Origin of the sequence: Kocuria sp. WN036 (assembly GCF_002287015.1) — a bacterium.
Classification (GTDB): Bacteria; Actinomycetota; Actinomycetes; order Actinomycetales; family Micrococcaceae; genus Kocuria; species Kocuria rosea.
Window position 1 is genome coordinate 1 of record NZ_NSKF01000045.1, and the last position, 14,115, is coordinate 14,115.

At 74.5% G+C, this 14,115-nt stretch carries 16 protein-coding genes, 1 rRNA gene and 1 pseudogene; 4 read left to right on the plus strand and 14 right to left on the minus strand.

Features of this window, described 5'->3' with window-relative positions:
• A 16S ribosomal RNA gene (locus tag CK505_RS17280) occupies positions 1-72 on the minus strand; the annotation flags it as partial.
• Positions 73-760: 688 nt separating this feature from the next.
• Here CK505_RS17280 and CK505_RS17285 point away from each other — a divergent pair.
• Complete coding sequence (locus CK505_RS17285) at positions 761-1,099, plus strand: hypothetical protein (RefSeq protein WP_017834871.1); 339 nt, start codon at positions 761-763, stop codon at positions 1,097-1,099.
• Between the two features lie 75 nt (positions 1,100-1,174).
• On the opposite strand, the gene CK505_RS17290 is transcribed toward CK505_RS17285, so the two are convergent.
• Together CK505_RS17290 and CK505_RS17295 are read right to left on the minus strand one after the other, a co-directional pair.
• A complete protein-coding gene (locus CK505_RS17290) occupies positions 1,175-2,413 on the minus strand; it encodes an acyl-CoA dehydrogenase family protein (RefSeq protein ID WP_035923166.1) in 1,239 nt (412 codons plus the stop codon).
• A 46-nt stretch (positions 2,414-2,459) separates the two neighbouring features.
• Complete coding sequence (locus CK505_RS17295) at positions 2,460-4,586, minus strand: 3-hydroxyacyl-CoA dehydrogenase NAD-binding domain-containing protein (protein WP_095651848.1); 2,127 nt, start codon at positions 4,584-4,586, stop codon at positions 2,460-2,462.
• Between the two features lie 92 nt (positions 4,587-4,678).
• Between CK505_RS17295 and CK505_RS17300 the strand changes: the two genes are divergently transcribed.
• On the plus strand, positions 4,679-5,263 hold the full coding sequence (locus tag CK505_RS17300) for a GNAT family N-acetyltransferase (protein WP_255250996.1): 585 nt from the start codon (positions 4,679-4,681) through the stop codon (positions 5,261-5,263).
• A gap of 1 nt (position 5,264) precedes the next feature.
• Here CK505_RS17300 and CK505_RS17305 read toward each other — a convergent pair whose 3' ends face one another.
• The 7 genes and pseudogenes from CK505_RS17305 to CK505_RS17330 all read right to left on the minus strand — a co-directional run bounded on the left by CK505_RS17305 (position 5,265) and on the right by CK505_RS17330 (position 9,107).
• Positions 5,265-5,969 carry a TetR/AcrR family transcriptional regulator gene (locus CK505_RS17305; RefSeq protein WP_017834867.1) on the minus strand — a complete coding sequence of 235 codons (705 nt, stop codon included), beginning with the start codon at positions 5,967-5,969 and terminating at the stop codon, positions 5,265-5,267.
• A 60-nt stretch (positions 5,970-6,029) separates the two neighbouring features.
• Positions 6,030-6,203, minus strand: a complete 174-nt coding sequence (locus CK505_RS18590; RefSeq protein ID WP_160291623.1) for a hypothetical protein — start codon at positions 6,201-6,203, stop codon at positions 6,030-6,032.
• A 5-nt stretch (positions 6,204-6,208) separates the two neighbouring features.
• Positions 6,209-7,078 carry an SMP-30/gluconolactonase/LRE family protein gene (locus CK505_RS17310; RefSeq protein ID WP_035923172.1) on the minus strand — a complete coding sequence of 290 codons (870 nt, stop codon included), beginning with the start codon at positions 7,076-7,078 and terminating at the stop codon, positions 6,209-6,211.
• A 70-nt stretch (positions 7,079-7,148) separates the two neighbouring features.
• Positions 7,149-7,325: pseudogene (locus CK505_RS17315) on the minus strand (acyl-CoA thioesterase); the annotation flags it as partial.
• Positions 7,326-7,362: 37 nt separating this feature from the next.
• The gene (locus tag CK505_RS17320) at positions 7,363-8,196 is read right to left on the minus strand and encodes a PhzF family phenazine biosynthesis protein (RefSeq protein WP_095651849.1); all 834 of its coding nucleotides are present in this window, start codon (positions 8,194-8,196) and stop codon (positions 7,363-7,365) included.
• A gap of 4 nt (positions 8,197-8,200) precedes the next feature.
• Positions 8,201-8,410, minus strand: coding sequence for a hypothetical protein (locus CK505_RS17325; protein WP_095651850.1), 210 nt, complete (start codon positions 8,408-8,410; stop codon positions 8,201-8,203).
• A gap of 58 nt (positions 8,411-8,468) precedes the next feature.
• Positions 8,469-9,107: a DNA-3-methyladenine glycosylase I gene (locus CK505_RS17330; protein WP_095651851.1), complete on the minus strand. Its 639-nt coding sequence runs from the start codon at positions 9,105-9,107 to the stop codon at positions 8,469-8,471.
• A 56-nt stretch (positions 9,108-9,163) separates the two neighbouring features.
• Between CK505_RS17330 and CK505_RS17335 the strand changes: the two genes are divergently transcribed.
• Entirely contained in the window at positions 9,164-10,450 is a 1,287-nt protein-coding gene (locus CK505_RS17335) for an MFS transporter (protein WP_095651852.1), read from the plus strand.
• Here the strand turns inward: CK505_RS17335 and CK505_RS17340 are convergent.
• Positions 10,379-11,596, minus strand: coding sequence for a sensor histidine kinase (locus CK505_RS17340; protein ID WP_095651853.1), 1,218 nt, complete (start codon positions 11,594-11,596; stop codon positions 10,379-10,381). The two genes, CK505_RS17335 and CK505_RS17340, sit on opposite strands and share 72 nt — an antisense overlap.
• 86 nt (positions 11,597-11,682) lie before the next feature.
• On the minus strand, positions 11,683-11,868 hold the full coding sequence (locus CK505_RS18595) for a hypothetical protein (protein WP_017834858.1): 186 nt from the start codon (positions 11,866-11,868) through the stop codon (positions 11,683-11,685).
• A gap of 182 nt (positions 11,869-12,050) precedes the next feature.
• Here CK505_RS18595 and CK505_RS17350 point away from each other — a divergent pair, with 182 nt between their 5' ends.
• The gene (locus CK505_RS17350) at positions 12,051-12,746 is read left to right on the plus strand and encodes a response regulator transcription factor (RefSeq protein ID WP_035923181.1); all 696 of its coding nucleotides are present in this window, start codon (positions 12,051-12,053) and stop codon (positions 12,744-12,746) included.
• On the opposite strand, the gene CK505_RS17355 is transcribed toward CK505_RS17350, so the two are convergent.
• Positions 12,710-13,393 carry an ATP-binding cassette domain-containing protein gene (locus CK505_RS17355; protein ID WP_017834856.1) on the minus strand — a complete coding sequence of 228 codons (684 nt, stop codon included), beginning with the start codon at positions 13,391-13,393 and terminating at the stop codon, positions 12,710-12,712. The genes CK505_RS17350 and CK505_RS17355 overlap by 37 nt on opposite strands.
• The coding region (locus CK505_RS18600; RefSeq protein ID WP_217987566.1) for a hypothetical protein at positions 13,363-14,115 on the minus strand (753 nt) is incomplete at its 5' end. The genes CK505_RS17355 and CK505_RS18600, both read right to left, overlap by 31 nt.

Below are 14,115 nucleotides of genomic sequence, written 5' to 3' on the forward strand. Positions count from 1 at the left end.
TCATCGTTCGACTTGCATGTGTTAAGCACGCCGCCAGCGTTCGTCCTGAGCCAGGATCAAACTCTCCGTCAAAAAAACAACGAAAACATCAAACCCCGGCTGAAAATGTCGCCACCACCCCACGGAGGCAGGACGGCGACAACCAATCAACCGAATAAAACATCCGGTATCAACAAACATGGCACACTATTGAGTTCTCAAACAACAGACCAGCAACCAGGCACCACACCCGGAAACCGTGTTGGAATTCTTTTTCGCTCGGTTCTCGCGATCTCTCGCTCTCCCCGCGGCGACCTCCTCAGCTTATCCCGATCTTCTCCGCTTTCCCAAATCGCTTTTCCGTCGCTCAGCGGCGTAAAAGTCCTTCGGGAGGAGAATTCGTGGATCTGCCGGATTCGGCGCCGTGGGCCGCAGCGATTTCTCGCTGCTGCCCGAAACAGCTCCACCAGCGTACCCGCCCCGGTCCCGGCCCACAAGCTGTCGGCCACCGCGCAGCGATGATCGGCTTGATGGTTCGAGGGGTTCGGTCCGCCGGATTCGGCGTTGCCGTCCGGGGCGATCTCTCGCGTCCCTTGCGGCGACTCGGAATACATTACACACGCCCCGCAGGACCGTCAAAACCCCGGAGGGCCGGGCGGATGCCTCCTCGTCGCAGCTCCCGGCGCTCCCCCGTCCACCGGACGAACCGGTGGCCGGAGCGGCGGGGACGGCAGTGCGTAGGCTGATGGCACATCGATGCCACGACCCGAAAGGACAGCAGATGAGCACCTCACCGGAAGAGCTGCCGGAGACCCCCGACACCTACGAGGGCGCCGCCGAGGTCGACCCCGAGCACTGGCGCGAGGATCCGCTGATCGAGGGCGCCGAGGCCGGCGCGCAGGACGAGCGCGTGGACCCCGAGCACCCGGAGGTCCCCTCGGAGCAGGAGCTCCGGGACGAGACGGCGGAGGCCCGCTACGAGGCGGGCGAGGAGCAGGTCCCGCCCGAGGAGCCCCGCATGGGCGAGGCGATCGCGGACCTCGACGTCCCCGAGGACCCCGCGTTCGAGGACGAGGTCGACCCGAGCAACGACTCGTTCCACGGCGGCGCCGACCTCTGAGCCCGGCCGGACCGAGCACGACGGCGCCCCGGCCTGCATGGCCGGGGCGCCGTCGTCATGTGGCCCCGGACGAGCTCAGGCGAAGGCGGAGATGCCGGTGATCCCGCGTCCGATGATGAGGGCCTGCACGGTCTCGGTGCCCTCGTAGGTGTGCAGCGCCTCGATGTCCGCGAAGTGGCGGGCCACGCGGTTCTCGATGAGGATGCCGTTGCCGCCCAGGAGGTCCCGGGCGTTGGCCGCGATCGAGCGGGCCGTGCGCGTGGAGGTGTACTTCGCCAGCGACGCCTGCTCGGCGGTGAGTCGGCCGGCCTCCTCCCGCTCGGTCATCCGTGCCACGAGGAGCTGGATCTGGGTGAGCTCGCTCAGCATCCGGGCCAGCCGCTCCTGCACGATCTGCGATGCGGCCAGCGGGCGGCCGAACTGCACGCGCTGGGCCGCGTACTGCACGGCGGTCTCGTAGCAGGCCTGGGCGTGCCCCACCGCGCCCCACGCCACGCTGATGCGGGTGGCGAACAGGACGTCGGCGGTGTTCCTGAAGGACCGTGCCGCCGGCAGCGCGTTCTCCTCGGGCACGAAGACGTTCTCGAACCGGAGGTGCGCCTGGTGGATGGCCCGGAGGGCGAGCTTTCCACGGATGGTCGTGCCGGTGTAGCCCTCGCTCTCCTGCGGGACCACGAAACCCCTGACCTGGCCGTCCTCGTCGGCGCGGGCCCACACCACGGTGATCCCGCCCATCGAGCCGTTGCCGATCCACTTCTTCTCCCCGTTGAGCACCCAGCCGCCGTCCACCGGGGTGGCACGGGTCTCGAGGCTGACGGAGTCGGAGCCGTGGGTGGGCTCCGTGAGGGCGAACGCGCCGAGGAGCTCGCCCGTGGCCATCCGCGGCAGCCAGCGCTGCCGCTGCTCCTCGGAGCCGCACATGGCGATCGAGCGCATCGCGAGCCCGCCCTGGACGCCCGAGACGGTCGCGATGGACCCGTCGCCGCGGGAGAGCTCCATGCTGATCAGGCCCGCGGCGGTCTTGGACATCTGCTCGTAGCCGTCGACGGCCACGCCGTCGCGCAGCAGGTCGAGCTCCCCGAGCCGGCGGACGAGGTCGAGGGAGTACTCCGAGCGGTCCCAGTGCTCGCCGATGACGGGCAGCAGGTCCTCCTGGACGAACCGGCGGGCGCGCATCCAGTGCCCCCGGTCGGTGTCGGAGACCGCGTCGAACGCGCCGGCGGCGTCGGTGTCGAGGGCCTTGTCGAGGACGTAGTCGGGCTCCACGGTGCCGGCGGGGAACAGGGTCGCGCCGGTCTCGGGGGTGGCGGTCATGGCTGGGTCCTTCGTTCTGTGGGCTGGTGGGAGGTCGGGGACAAGGTCAGTCCTGGTGGAAGCGGCGGCCGAGGACGCGCTCGGAGGCGCCCGTGCGGTCGAGGTACGGGGTGATCCCGCCCAGGTGGAAGGGGTAGTTGGCGCCGAGGACCATGCACAGGTCCACGTCCTCGGGCCCGGCGACGACGCCCTCGGCCAGCATCGCGCCGATCTCCTCGGCCAGGGCGTCCTGCACCCGCACGAGCAGCTCCTCCGCCGGGACGGGAGCGTCGGCGGGGTGCTCCGCCCGGGTCCGCTCGAGCAGCCGGGCGGCGTCGGCGGCGAGGTAGCCGTCCGCGCCCGTCCCCGGGGCCTGCTCGGTGGGCAGCACGTGGGTGAGGCCCGCCCCGACCACCGCGTCCATCCATGGGGACCGCGCGAAGCGCTCGGGGTAGGCCCGGTGCATGGTCTCGTCCACGTGGTGCAGCACGGCCGGGCCCACGAAGTCGAGCAGCCGCAGCGGGGTCATGGGCAGGCCCATCGGATCGGGGGCGTGGTCGGCGGCCGCCACGTCCGTGCCCGCATCGATCGCCTGGACGATCACGTCGAACAGCCGGGTCAGCACCCGGTTGACCACGAAGCCGGGGGCGTCCTGGACGCGCACCGCCGTGCGGCGCAGCGCCGCGGCGAGCTCGAAGGCGGTCGCGAGGGCCGCGTCGCCGGTCCGCCGCCCGGCGACGATCTCGAGGAGCGGGGTGACCTCCACGGGGTTGAAGACGTGGAAGCCGACCACCCGTTCGGGGTGCCGGAGGCCCTCCGCCATGGCGGTGACGGACAGGGAGCTCGTGTTGGTCGCGAGGATCGCGTCCGGGCGCACGACCTGCTCCCACTGGGCGAACACCTTCCTCTTCACGTCGAGGTCCTCGAAGACGGCCTCGATCACGAAGTCCGCGTCGGCGAGGTCCTCCGGGCCGCTCGCCCCCGTGACGAGGGCGCCGAGCTGCTCGGCCTGCTCCGCGCTGATCCGGCCCCTGGCCGCCTGCGCGGCGAAGCGCTCCCGGGTCCGGGCCACGCCGGCGGCGAGCCGCTCGTCGTCGAGGTCGGTCATGACCACGGGGATCCGGGCGCCGCTCGCGATGAGCGAGGCGAGCTGGCCGGCCATCAGGCCGGCGCCGATCACGGCGGCCTTGCGCAGGGGCACGGGCTCGGCGGCGGGCACGTCGGCCGCCTGCCGGGAGCGGGCCGAGACGAGCTCGAACGCGTAGAGGGAGGCCTTGGCCACGTCCCCGCGGACCAGCTCGGCGAAGGCGGCCACGGCCTTCGTCCCGTTCTCGGTGCGGGACTCCGTCCGGGCGTCGGCCACGAGGTCGATCGCCACGAGCGGTGCCGGCGCCGCGCCGCGCCAGGTGCGCTCGGCGCGGTCCCGGGCCTGGTCCACGGCGTCCTGCCACTCCTGCTCCCCGGTGCCGCCGGGCGTGCCCGCGCGGCGGCGGGTCTCCCCCGCGTCGAGCGCGTCGAGCGTGCCGGCCACCCACCGCTGCCAGGCGGTGTCCCACTCCCCGGTCCCCGGGGCGGCGTCGAGCACCACGTCCACGAGGCCGAGCTCGAGGGCCTCCGCCGCCCTGGTGTTCCGGCCCCGCAGGGAGTCGAACACGATGACGCGCAGCGCCGCGGCCGGGCCGATCAGGTGCGGGAGCAGGTGCACGCCGCCCCAGCCGGGGAAGAAGCCGAGCCTGCACTCCGGCAGTCCGAGCGGGCCGGTGCGCGGGTGGGCCGCACGGTAGTCCGTGTGCAGGGCGAGCTCGAGCCCGCCGCCCAGGGCCTGACCCGTGAGCAGGGAGAAGGTGGGCACGCTCGCGTCGGCCAGGACGCCGAAGGCCTCGTGGCCGAGCCCCACGTACCGGTCGGAGACGCCGCTGAGCTGGGCGTGGCGGATCTCCTTGAGGTTGGCCCCCGCGCCGAAGGACCGGGCGTTGCCGGTGACCACGATGGCCTCGACCGCCGACTGGTCGATCGAGCCCAGGACGTCCCGGAGCTGCTCCAAGGCCGCGGAGCCCCAGATGATCAGCCCGCCCGGCGGGGTGGAGTCCAGCCGCACCAGGGCGACGGGGGCGGAGCGTCCGGGCAGGACCAGCTGCTCGACGTCCACCGCAACGGTGGAGGGGAAGGACGGGGCGGGCGCGGCGGGTGCCATGGGCGGACTCCTGACGAGTGGTGTGATCGTCACCACTCTGACTGATACGGAGTCTCAGGTCAAGGGATTGAGTCTCAGCGTGGTGGTGCGGCGTGCGGTTCCTGGGCGTTCAGGCCGTATTCTGGCTGGTGATGATCGACGTGCTGCCCCCAGAGACCGAGCGCCTCGCGTTCCGCCGCTTCGACGGCGCGGACCTCGAGCCCATGCACTCCTACCAGAGCCGCGAGGACTACGCGCAGTACGCGTGGCGGGGCCCGCGCACGCGCGAGGAGTGCGAGCGCACCCTGGCCGAGAACAGCGGCCTGCGGCCGTGGGGCCGGGACGGCGACTCCGTCCGCTTCGCCGTCTCCCCCCGGGGCTCACGGGAGCTCGTGGGCGAGATCGTGCTGACCCTCACGGACGCGGCGGCCGCGCAGGTCGAGATCGGCTGGGTGGTCCACCCCGACCACGCCGGCCGGGGCATCGCCTCCGAGGCGGCCCGCGCCGCGATCGAGTTCGCGTTCGCCGAGCTGGGCGCCCACCGGGTCTGCGCGAGCCTGGACGCCCTCAACGTGAGCTCCGCCAAGGTCTGCGAGCGCATCGGCATGCGCCTGGAGGCGACCCTGCGCGAGAGCCACCGCCAGCTGGGCGAGTGGCGCGACGAGCTGATCTACGCGATCCTCGCCGACGAGGCCTGAGTCATCGGCGCAGGGCGTCCCGCACGGACGCCAGGATCTCCTCCGTGTCCGCGCCGGGGTCCAGGACGGTGACGACGACGGCGGGGCGGGCCCCGGGCGCGGCGGCCGGCCGCGCCGCGCCGTCCTCGTAGCCGGAGACGAGCGTGTGCGCGAGGCGCTCGAGCTGCCCGGCCAGCTCGGCCGAGGGGTCGGTGTCGGGTGCGCGCAGCCAGGCCCGCAGGGCGGCGTTGTGCACCGCCACCGCGGCGGCGGACAGCGCCGTGGCCAGCGTGCTCCGCCCCGGCGAGTCGGGCAGCGCGGAGCGCAGGTAGCGCCGCAGGACCCGCTCGTAGCGGTGGGACGTGATGAGCTCCCGGTCCCGCAGCTGCGGGACCTGCCGGAGCAGGGCGTTGCGGGCCAGCGCCCGCTCGCGGTGGTCGAGGTGGTGGCGGAAGACCAGCAGCACGCCGTCCCGCAGGGCGACGGCCGGATCGGTGCCCGGCTCCTCCCCCGCCCGGGCCAGCTGCTGCTCGAGGCGCTCGAGGTTCGCGGCGTGGTCCGCGAAGACGATGTCCTCCTTGGACCCGTACTTGCGGAAGAACGTGGCCCGGCTGATGCCAGCGGCGAGCGCGAGCCGGTCCACGGTCGTGGCGTCCCAGCCCTGCTCCGCGAGCAGGCGGATCGAGCCGGTGACGACGTCCGGGGCCGCCCGGGGGGTCTCGGTCATGGGTGCCTCCTCGCTGACGATGGTAGACCCGGGCCTCCCGCCGTGTGCGGGCCGAGCCCGTCAGCGGCGGGCCCGGGCGCCGAAGAACACCGCCCCGGCGGCGCACAGCACCCCGAGCACGGCGAAGGAGAGCGGCGAGGAGGTGCCCCCGCTGAGCAGGGAGCCCACGAGGGCCACGACCCACACGAGCACGAGCAGCCACAGCAGTCCGGCGGTGCGCCTGGGGTTCCGCACCGCGCTCAGCCCGCGAAGGGCAGGACGGGCAGGCCGGGGACGTCGACCCGGACCGCGAACAGGGAGCCCGCGGCGGGGTCCTCGTCCGGGGCGAGGTTCTCCCGGGACGTGGTGACGTAGAGGGTGCGCAGGTCCTCCCCGCCCAGGCAGCACGCGGTCGTCTGGCGCGCGCCGACCTCCACGACGGTGTCCAGGGCGCCGTCGGCCGTGTAGCGGTGCACCTGCCCGGCGCCGTGCAGCGCCACCCAGACTGCGCCCTCGGCGTCGACGGTCAGCCCGTCGGGATGGACGTCCCCCTCCGCGAGCTCGGGCACCACGAAGGTGCGGCGCCCGCGCAGACCCTCGTCCGGGGACCAGTCGAGGACGTCGACCTTCCCGGTGGGCGTGTCGTTGTAGTAGGCCAGCGCGCCGTCCGGGGACCAGGCGATGCCGTTGGAGACGGTGACGCCCTCCAGGACCGGCTCCCGGCGCAGGTCCGGGTGCACGCGCCAGAGCGTGGCCGCGCCCTCCGTCTGGTCCCAGGCCATGGAGCCGACGTAGAAGGAGCCGTCCGGGCCGGCCCCGCCCTCGTTCATCCGGACCGCCCCGGGCTCCCAGAGCTGCTCGGCCGGGTGGACGGTGCCGTCCGGGTCCTCGAGTGCCACGCCGGTCTCCAGGGCCAGCACCGCTCCCCCGGTCGCGCGCGGGCGCACGCAGGCCACGACGTCCCCGACGTGCTTGCGGAGCACCTCGCCGTCCGCGCCGAGGGACAGCACGTCCCCGGCGAGCATGTCGACCCACCGCAGCCCGCCCCAGGACTCCGACCAGCACGGCCCCTCGCCGTGGTAGGTGACGGAGTCGGTGATCCGCTCGGCGCGCAGCCGCCGCGCCGCCATCTCAGAGCCCCTTCCCGTGCACCGCGGGCAGCGCCGTGGTGGGGATCCGGTCCCGGTCGGGGTTCACGAGGATCTCCGACATGTACTTCGTCACCGCGCGCTGGTTGCCGAGCTGGACGGTGGCGTAGATCGCCGCCTCCTCGTCGATCCAGCGGAGCAGGCTGCCGCCGAACAGGGTGCCGTTGGCGTTGAGGTCCTCCGGCTCGACCCACTTGCGGGTGCGGAAGGTGATGTCCTGGGTGGTCATGCCCCCACGATACCGAGGGCGCCCTCCGCACCGTCGGCTACAGCTCCACGGTCCCGCGGACCACCGGGCTGACCTGGCCGCCGACCCAGACGGTGTCCGCGTCCCGCTCCAGCAGCACGCGCCCGGTGCGCCCGAGCACGGTGCCCTGGGCGGCGACGTAGCGCGCCGGAGCCCACCCGTTGTCCGTCAGCCACCGGGCCAGGCCCGCGTTGAGGCTGCCCGTGACCGGGTCCTCCACGACCCAGTCCCCCACGAACGCCCGCACCTCGACCGCGCACTCGGCGCCCTCGGGGTGGGGGCCCACCACGCCGAGCTTGAGCCCGGCCATGGCGGACCAGTCCGCACGCACGCCCAGCACGGTCCCGGCGTCGGCCACGCGCACCCCGATCCAGCCGGGGCCGTTGTCCAGCCAGGACACGTCGAGCAGCGCGGACGGGTCCAGCCGCAGGGACCGCGCCACCCGGTCCAGCAGCGCGGGCTCCGCCACGGGCTCGTAGCGCGTCAGGGGCGGGGCGGCGAACGAGAGCCTGCCCTCGCGGCGCCGGACGGTCACCAGCCCGACCCCGCACTCCTGGACGACGTCCGCTCCCGCGGGCTCCCCGCCGAGGGCGAGCCAGGCGGACGCCGTCCCGAGCGTGGGGTGACCCGCGAAGGGCAGCTCCCCGCCGGGGGTGAAGATCCGCACCCGGTAGTCGGCGCCGGGGACCGTGGGCTCGAGCAGGAACGTGGTCTCGGAGAGGTTGGTCCAGCGGGCGAAGCGCGCCATCGTGGCCTCGTCGAGGGCGTCGGCCCCGTGCACGACGGCGAGCGGGTTGCCGCCCAGCGGCGCCGGCGAGAAGACGTCCACCCAGCTGATCGCGTGGCTCGTCATGATCTCAGAGCACCGGCCCGCGCGTGTTCCTCCGGGCGGGCCGGGCCCGTCCCGTCCGCCGGGCGTCCCGGCCGGCGGGCCCGCCGGCGGTCCCGCCACGGGCCGCCGCCCGGTCCTCCCGCAGCCTCCGGACCACCAGGCCGACCAGGACGGAGCCCACGGTGCTCAGCACCAGGGGCAGCACCGCGCTGCGCTGCTCGCTGTTGTCGTACATGGCCGGGCCTCCTGCCGGAAGGCGACGCGGGGCGTCGTCGGGTTCGGTGCCAGGAATCCTACGCACCCTCCGGCGCCTCCGGCCACACCCCGGAGCTGCCCCGGCGGTGGCTGCCGAGCAGGTGGGTGTCGACGATCCCGACCGCCTCCATGAGCGCGTGCATCGTGGTCGGCCCCACGAAGCGGAAGCCGTGCGCCCGCAGGGCCCGGGACAGCGCCTCGGACTCCGGCGAGCGGGTCGGGACCTCCTCCGCCGTGCGCGGACGCGGGGTCCGTGCCGGGCGGAACGACCACACGAGCTCGGTCAGCCCGCCCTCGGCGCGCAGGGCCACGGTGGCGCGGGCGTTGCCGACGGCGGCCTCGATCTTGCCCCGGTGGCGCACGATCCCGGCGTCGCCCAGCAGGCGGTCGACGTCGACCGGGCCGAAGCCCGCGACCGTGTCCGGGTCGAAGCCCGCGAAGGCCGCCCGGAAGGCGGGCCGCTTGCGCAGGATCGTGGCCCAGGACAGCCCGGACTGGAAGCCCTCGAGGCAGATCCGCTCGTAGAGCCCCCGCTCGTCCCGCACGGGGACGCCCCACTCGGTGTCGTAGTACTCGCGCAGGAGCGGGTCCGTGGCGGCCCAGACGGGGCGGGCGAGCCCGTCCTCGCCGAGGACGAGTCCGGTCGCGGGATCGGGCAGGGAGCTCATGCCGAGCATCGAACCACACCGAGGGGCTCCGACACACCCGGAGCAAGTACCCCCAGGGGTATAGGATGGCGGTCATGCACCCGACGAACCCCGCCGTGGACCGGCGCGCCCTGCAGCGGAAGGTCGTCCGCGTCCTCGCCCTCGGCCAGATCCTCGGCGGGCTGGGCGTCGGCGCCACCCTGGCCCTCGGCGCCCTCCTCGTCACCGAGGTCTCCGGCTCCTCCGCCTGGTCCGGCATGGCCGCGACCATGAACACCCTGGGCGCGGCCCTGCTCGCCGTCCCCCTCGCGCGGCTCGCCCAGGCCCGCGGCCGGCGGATCTCGCTCAGCACCGGGGCGTTCACCGCCATGGCGGGCGCGTCGATCACGATCGGCGCCGCCGTCCTCTCGAGCTTCCCGGTCCTGCTGCTGGGCCTGGCGCTGCTCGGCGCCGGCTCGGCGCTCAACCTCCAGTCCCGGTTCGCGGCGACCGACCTGGCCGCGGACGACACCCGCGCCCGGGACCTCTCCCTGGTGGTCTGGTCCACGACCATCGGCGCGGTGCTCGGCCCCAACCTCTTCGAGCCGGGTGAGCTGCTCGGGCGGGCCCTGGGCCTGCCGGCGCTGACGGGCGGATTCGTCATCGCCCTCGTGGCGCAGGCCTTCGGGGCCCTGGTCTACCTCACGGCACTGCGGCCGGACCCCCTGCTGCTGGCCGTGGCCGACGGCGAGGCCGCGGGCAGGGGCAAACCCTCCCCCGCGGGCGGGCTGGCGGTGCTGCGGGCCTCGTCGCCGGCCCGCCGGGCCGTGCTCACCGTGGCGCTGAGCCACGCCGTCATGGTGGCGCTCATGTCCATGACGCCCGTGCACCTGACCCTCCACGGGGCGTCGCTGAGCGTCGTGGGCCTGACCATCAGCCTGCACGTGGCCGGGATGTACGCCCTCGCCCCCGTGTTCGGCTGGCTCGCGGACCGGGCCGGGCGCCGCCCCACCGTCCTGCTCGGCCAGGCCCTGTTCGTGGCGTCCCTCGTGCTGTCCTGGTTCGGCTCGACGTCCCCCGTGCTGGTGACGGTCAGCCTGGTCCTGCTCGGGCTCGGCTGGTCCGCCTCCACGGTCGCGGGCTCCACGCTCGTGGCCGAGGCCGTCCCGCCGGCCGAGCGGCCGAAGCTGCAGGGCGTCTCGGACCTGTTCATGAACCTCGCCGGGGCGACCGGCGGTGCGCTCGCCGGTCCGGTGCTGGCGCTGATCGGCTTCGACGGGCTCAGCGCGGCCCTGCTCGTCCTCGTGGCGGTCGTGGTGGTCTCACACGGCGGCCGGGCCCAGCGGGATGCGGGCGCCGACGCGCCAGCCGCCGTCCGCCGGTCCCGCCGCTAGCTCCCCGCCGAGCAGCTGGACGCGCTCGCGCAGCCCGAGCAGCCCGTACCCCGAGGCCGGGAGGCCGGGCCCGGAGCCCGGCCCCGCGGCGTTGTGCACCTCGACCACGACGTCGGCCTCGTCGACCTGCACGGCCAGCACGCAGCTCGTCCGGGCGGGCGCGTGCTTCATGATGTTCGTCGCCCCCTCCTGGAGGACCCGCTGGACCGTGGGCCGCACCCCTTCCGGGATCCGCGCGAGGTCGCCCCGCACCCGGGTGTCCGTGCGGAACCCGACCTCCCGCAGCGCGGCCGCGACCTCCTCGAGGCCCCGGCCCGTGTCGACGGCCGCGGCGGCGCTGGAGTCCTGTGCGAGCCCGGCGCCCGGCTCCACGCGCATGATCCCCAGCAGCCGGCGCAGGTCCTTGAGGGCCGCGCGGGAGGAGTCGCCCACCACGTCCAGGGCCTCCTTCATGGTCTCCGGGTCCCGGGAGTAGGCCCCCGAGCGCGCCTGCATGGCGATGAGCGTGAGGTCGTGGGCGACGATGTCGTGCAGCTCCCGGGCCAGCTCGAGGCGCTGCTGCTCGAGGGCGTGGGCAGTGCGCTCCTGGCCCGCGGCGATCTCGACGCGGTCCAGCTCCTGCTGCGCACTCAGGGCCCGCAGGACGAGACCGGGCAGGAGGAGGACCAGGGTCAGCGGCACGTAGCTCCAGAGGAACTGCGGGCCCACGACCGAGACGTTGACGGCCCACGAGGTCTGCCACACGAGGAAGGCCCCGACGGCCGCGGCGAGTCCGGGCAGGGCCGCCCCGTAGGCGGTGAAGGCCAGGACCAGCGGGATCACGACCATGTAGCTGCCCGGGTTGGTCTGGGGGTGGAGCAGGACCAGCAGCGCGGCGAGCGGCAGCCACGTCCAGCTGGAGCGCAGCGCCAGGACGGCGACCGTGGCGGTTTCGAGGACCACGAGCAGCAGCTCGTAGTCCCGGTCCCCGAAGCCCAGGCCCGGGCCGGTCAGGACGAGCCGGACGGCGTCCAGGGCGCTCACCGTGATGAACAGCAGCAGGGCCGCCCGCACCCACCGGTGCAGGGGGCGGGCCCGGGCGATCCCCTGCGGCAGGAGCGTGCCCAGGCCGGGCCGGCGGTCCTGCTGCGCTGCGCGGCGTGCCATGCGGTCCTTCCGGTGCGGTGGCCCGGTGCTCCGGTCCACCTCGGAGGATAGCCGCGGGCGCCGGGCCCGTCCGGGAGCGCGCCGGATCAGCACCAGCGCAGGAAGAGGAACGAGCACCCGCGGCTCGTGTGCCCGTCCGGGCTGTCGGTGCCGGGGTCGACCTTCAGGACCGGTGCCAGGGCGACCGGCGGCTCCGGGGCCACGGCGGTGGGGACACCGCCGGCGGTCAGCAGCACGGCGGCGAGCAGTGAGGCGGCGGAGAGCGTGTTCACGGGGGGTCCTTCCGGCAGGGCGCCGCACCCGATCGGTGTGCGGTCGTGAACCATGGTCGCCGAGGGGTGGGGTCCGCGGGGTCATCCGGGAGGATGGCCGGGGGTCATCCCTTGGGCGGACCCGTGCGCCGGGCGGCCCCGTCCCGCCGGCGCCGTGGCCCCTCTCCGCTACGGTGAGAGCTATGAACGAGCACGCGCCGGCGGCGAGCCCCGTCAAGGTCCTGATCGTCGACGACCAGCAGCTCATGCTCCGCGCCCTGCGCGTGTTCATCGACGCCGAGGAGGACCTCGTGGTCGTGGGCGAGGCCCGCAACGGCCGGGCGGCGGTGGAGCAGTGCCGCGCCCTGCGTCCGGACGTGGTGGTCATGGACCTGCAGATGCCGGTCCTGGACGGTATCGAGGCCACCCGTGCGATCACGCACGAGCACCCGGAGGTGAAGGTGCTGGCCGTGACCACGTTCCACTCGGAGGACTGGGTGATCCCCGCGCTCCGGGCAGGGGCGAGCGGCTACGTGGTCAAGGACTCCGAGCCCCACGAGATCGTGGGCGCCGTGCGCAGCGTGCTGGCCGGGGAGGCCGCGATTTCCCGGCGGGTGGCCGCCACCCTCGTCCGCAGCGTCGTCGCGGACCCGGAGCCGGCGGCGCCGCGCCCCGAGGACGTCGCCGCGGTGGAGGGGCTCTCGGCGCGGGAGCGCGAGGTCGTGGCCCTGCTCTGCGAGGGCCTCAGCAACCGCGAGATCGCCGCCGCGCTCTTCGTGTCCGAGCCGACCGTCAAGTCCCACCTCAGCCACATCCTCACGAAGATGGAGGTGCGGGACCGGGTGCAGGTGGTGATCAAGGCCTACCGCACCGGGCTGGTGACGATCCCCTCGTCCTGAGCCGCCCGCGGGTCCGCGCCGCCGGGGAGGGTCAGCACCGCGTCCGGCGCCAGCTGCGCCGGCGGTCGGTGGGCCACCACCAGGACCGCGCGCCGCGCCGCCCACTCCGTGAGCTCCTCGCAGAGCACCGTCGTGGACGCGCCGTCCAGTCCGTTGAACGGCTCGTCCAGGACGACGACGTCGAAGTCGCCGCTGGTGCACACGATCGTCCACAGCTTGCGCCGGTTGCCCGTGGACAGGTGCTCGGCGGACTCGTCCAGCCACGGTCCGAGCCCGTGGCGCTCCGCCCGGCGCAGCCCCTCCTGCGGGTCGGCCCCGCACCAGCCGCTCGCGAACACCACGTGGTCCCGTGCGGTCATCGTGGGGTAGAGCGCCGGTTCGGTGCGGCAGATCCGGCGCACCCGGGAGGCCTCCGGCGAGCGTGCGTCCACGCCGGCGAGCGTGACCGTGCCCGCGGTCTGCGGCAGATGCCCGCTGAGGACCTCGACGAGCGTCGACTTGCCGGAGCCGTTGGGCCCCTGCAGCAGCGTCAGCCCGGGGGCGTCGATCCGCAGCGTGAGCCCCCGGTGGACGGGGCGCCCGGCGTCGAAGCCGGCGCTCACCGCCTCGACGTGGATCAGCGGTGGGTGAGGGAGCGGTGCAGGCATGCGAGGGCACCTCCGGCGAGGGTCAGGGCGAGCAGGGGGACGATCCAGGGGTCGGTGGCGGGGAAGGTCAGCGGGACGGCCACGGGCGCGGCGGCGAGGACGACGGTGAGGACCCCCGTGAGCGGGCTGTCCGCGCCCGTCCCCTCGACCGTGCGCGGCGGGGGCAGCAGGTGCTCCGCGACGGTAGCGGCCCATACCGCGCCCAGCACCACGGTCGCGGGCGCCGCGGACAGGGTCCCCGTCAGCACCCGGGCCGCGACGACGAGCAGCAGGGCCGGCAGCAGCAGCGGCAGGGTGAGCGCGGTGAGGTGCCCCAGCGCCACGGAGGAGCGGGACGCCCCGGACTCCACGGCGGTGCGCAGGTGGCGGCCGTAGCGGAAGGCGCCGATGTCCGAGCTCACGAGCTCCGCGAGAGCGAGGCCCGTCATGAGGGCGGCGAAGCCCAGGGTGGGCCGCAGCGCCGCCTCCCACGCCGCGTCCGGCACGGCGGGCAGCGGCGGCATCCGGAGACCGGCGGAGGTCGCCCCGAGCAGCGCCGCGGTCGCGGCGGCGACCGCGGCGGTGATCCGCTGCTGGGCCCGCAGGCGCCACCCGTGCGCCCGCTGGACGCCCAGCACCCGGGCGAACTGCAGGACCGCGGGACCGCTCAGGCGCGGCCGGCGCACCGGGGTCGCGGCGCGCCGGGCCGGGAAGGACACCGCCGCGAGGGCGCGGCGGCCGGC

Coding starts and splice junctions, on each gene's coding strand:
- CK505_RS17330 (WP_095651851.1), bottom strand. CDS start 9,107: ATGCTCGGCATGAGCTCCCTGCCCGATCCCGCGACCGGACTCGTCCTC.
- CK505_RS17340 (WP_095651853.1), bottom strand. CDS start 11,596: ATGGCACGCCGCGCAGCGCAGCAGGACCGCCGGCCCGGCCTGGGCACG.
- CK505_RS17320 (WP_095651849.1), bottom strand. CDS start 8,196: ATGACGAGCCACGCGATCAGCTGGGTGGACGTCTTCTCGCCGGCGCCG.
- CK505_RS17335 (WP_095651852.1), top strand. CDS start 9,164: ATGGCGGTCATGCACCCGACGAACCCCGCCGTGGACCGGCGCGCCCTG.
- CK505_RS17305 (WP_017834867.1), bottom strand. CDS start 5,969: ATGACCGAGACCCCCCGGGCGGCCCCGGACGTCGTCACCGGCTCGATC.
- CK505_RS17310 (WP_035923172.1), bottom strand. CDS start 7,078: ATGGCGGCGCGGCGGCTGCGCGCCGAGCGGATCACCGACTCCGTCACC.
- CK505_RS17325 (WP_095651850.1), bottom strand. CDS start 8,410: ATGTACGACAACAGCGAGCAGCGCAGCGCGGTGCTGCCCCTGGTGCTG.
- CK505_RS17295 (WP_095651848.1), bottom strand. CDS start 4,586: ATGGCACCCGCCGCGCCCGCCCCGTCCTTCCCCTCCACCGTTGCGGTG.
- CK505_RS17355 (WP_017834856.1), bottom strand. CDS start 13,393: ATGCCTGCACCGCTCCCTCACCCACCGCTGATCCACGTCGAGGCGGTG.
- CK505_RS17285 (WP_017834871.1), top strand. CDS start 761: ATGAGCACCTCACCGGAAGAGCTGCCGGAGACCCCCGACACCTACGAG.
- CK505_RS17290 (WP_035923166.1), bottom strand. CDS start 2,413: ATGACCGCCACCCCCGAGACCGGCGCGACCCTGTTCCCCGCCGGCACC.
- CK505_RS17350 (WP_035923181.1), top strand. CDS start 12,051: ATGAACGAGCACGCGCCGGCGGCGAGCCCCGTCAAGGTCCTGATCGTC.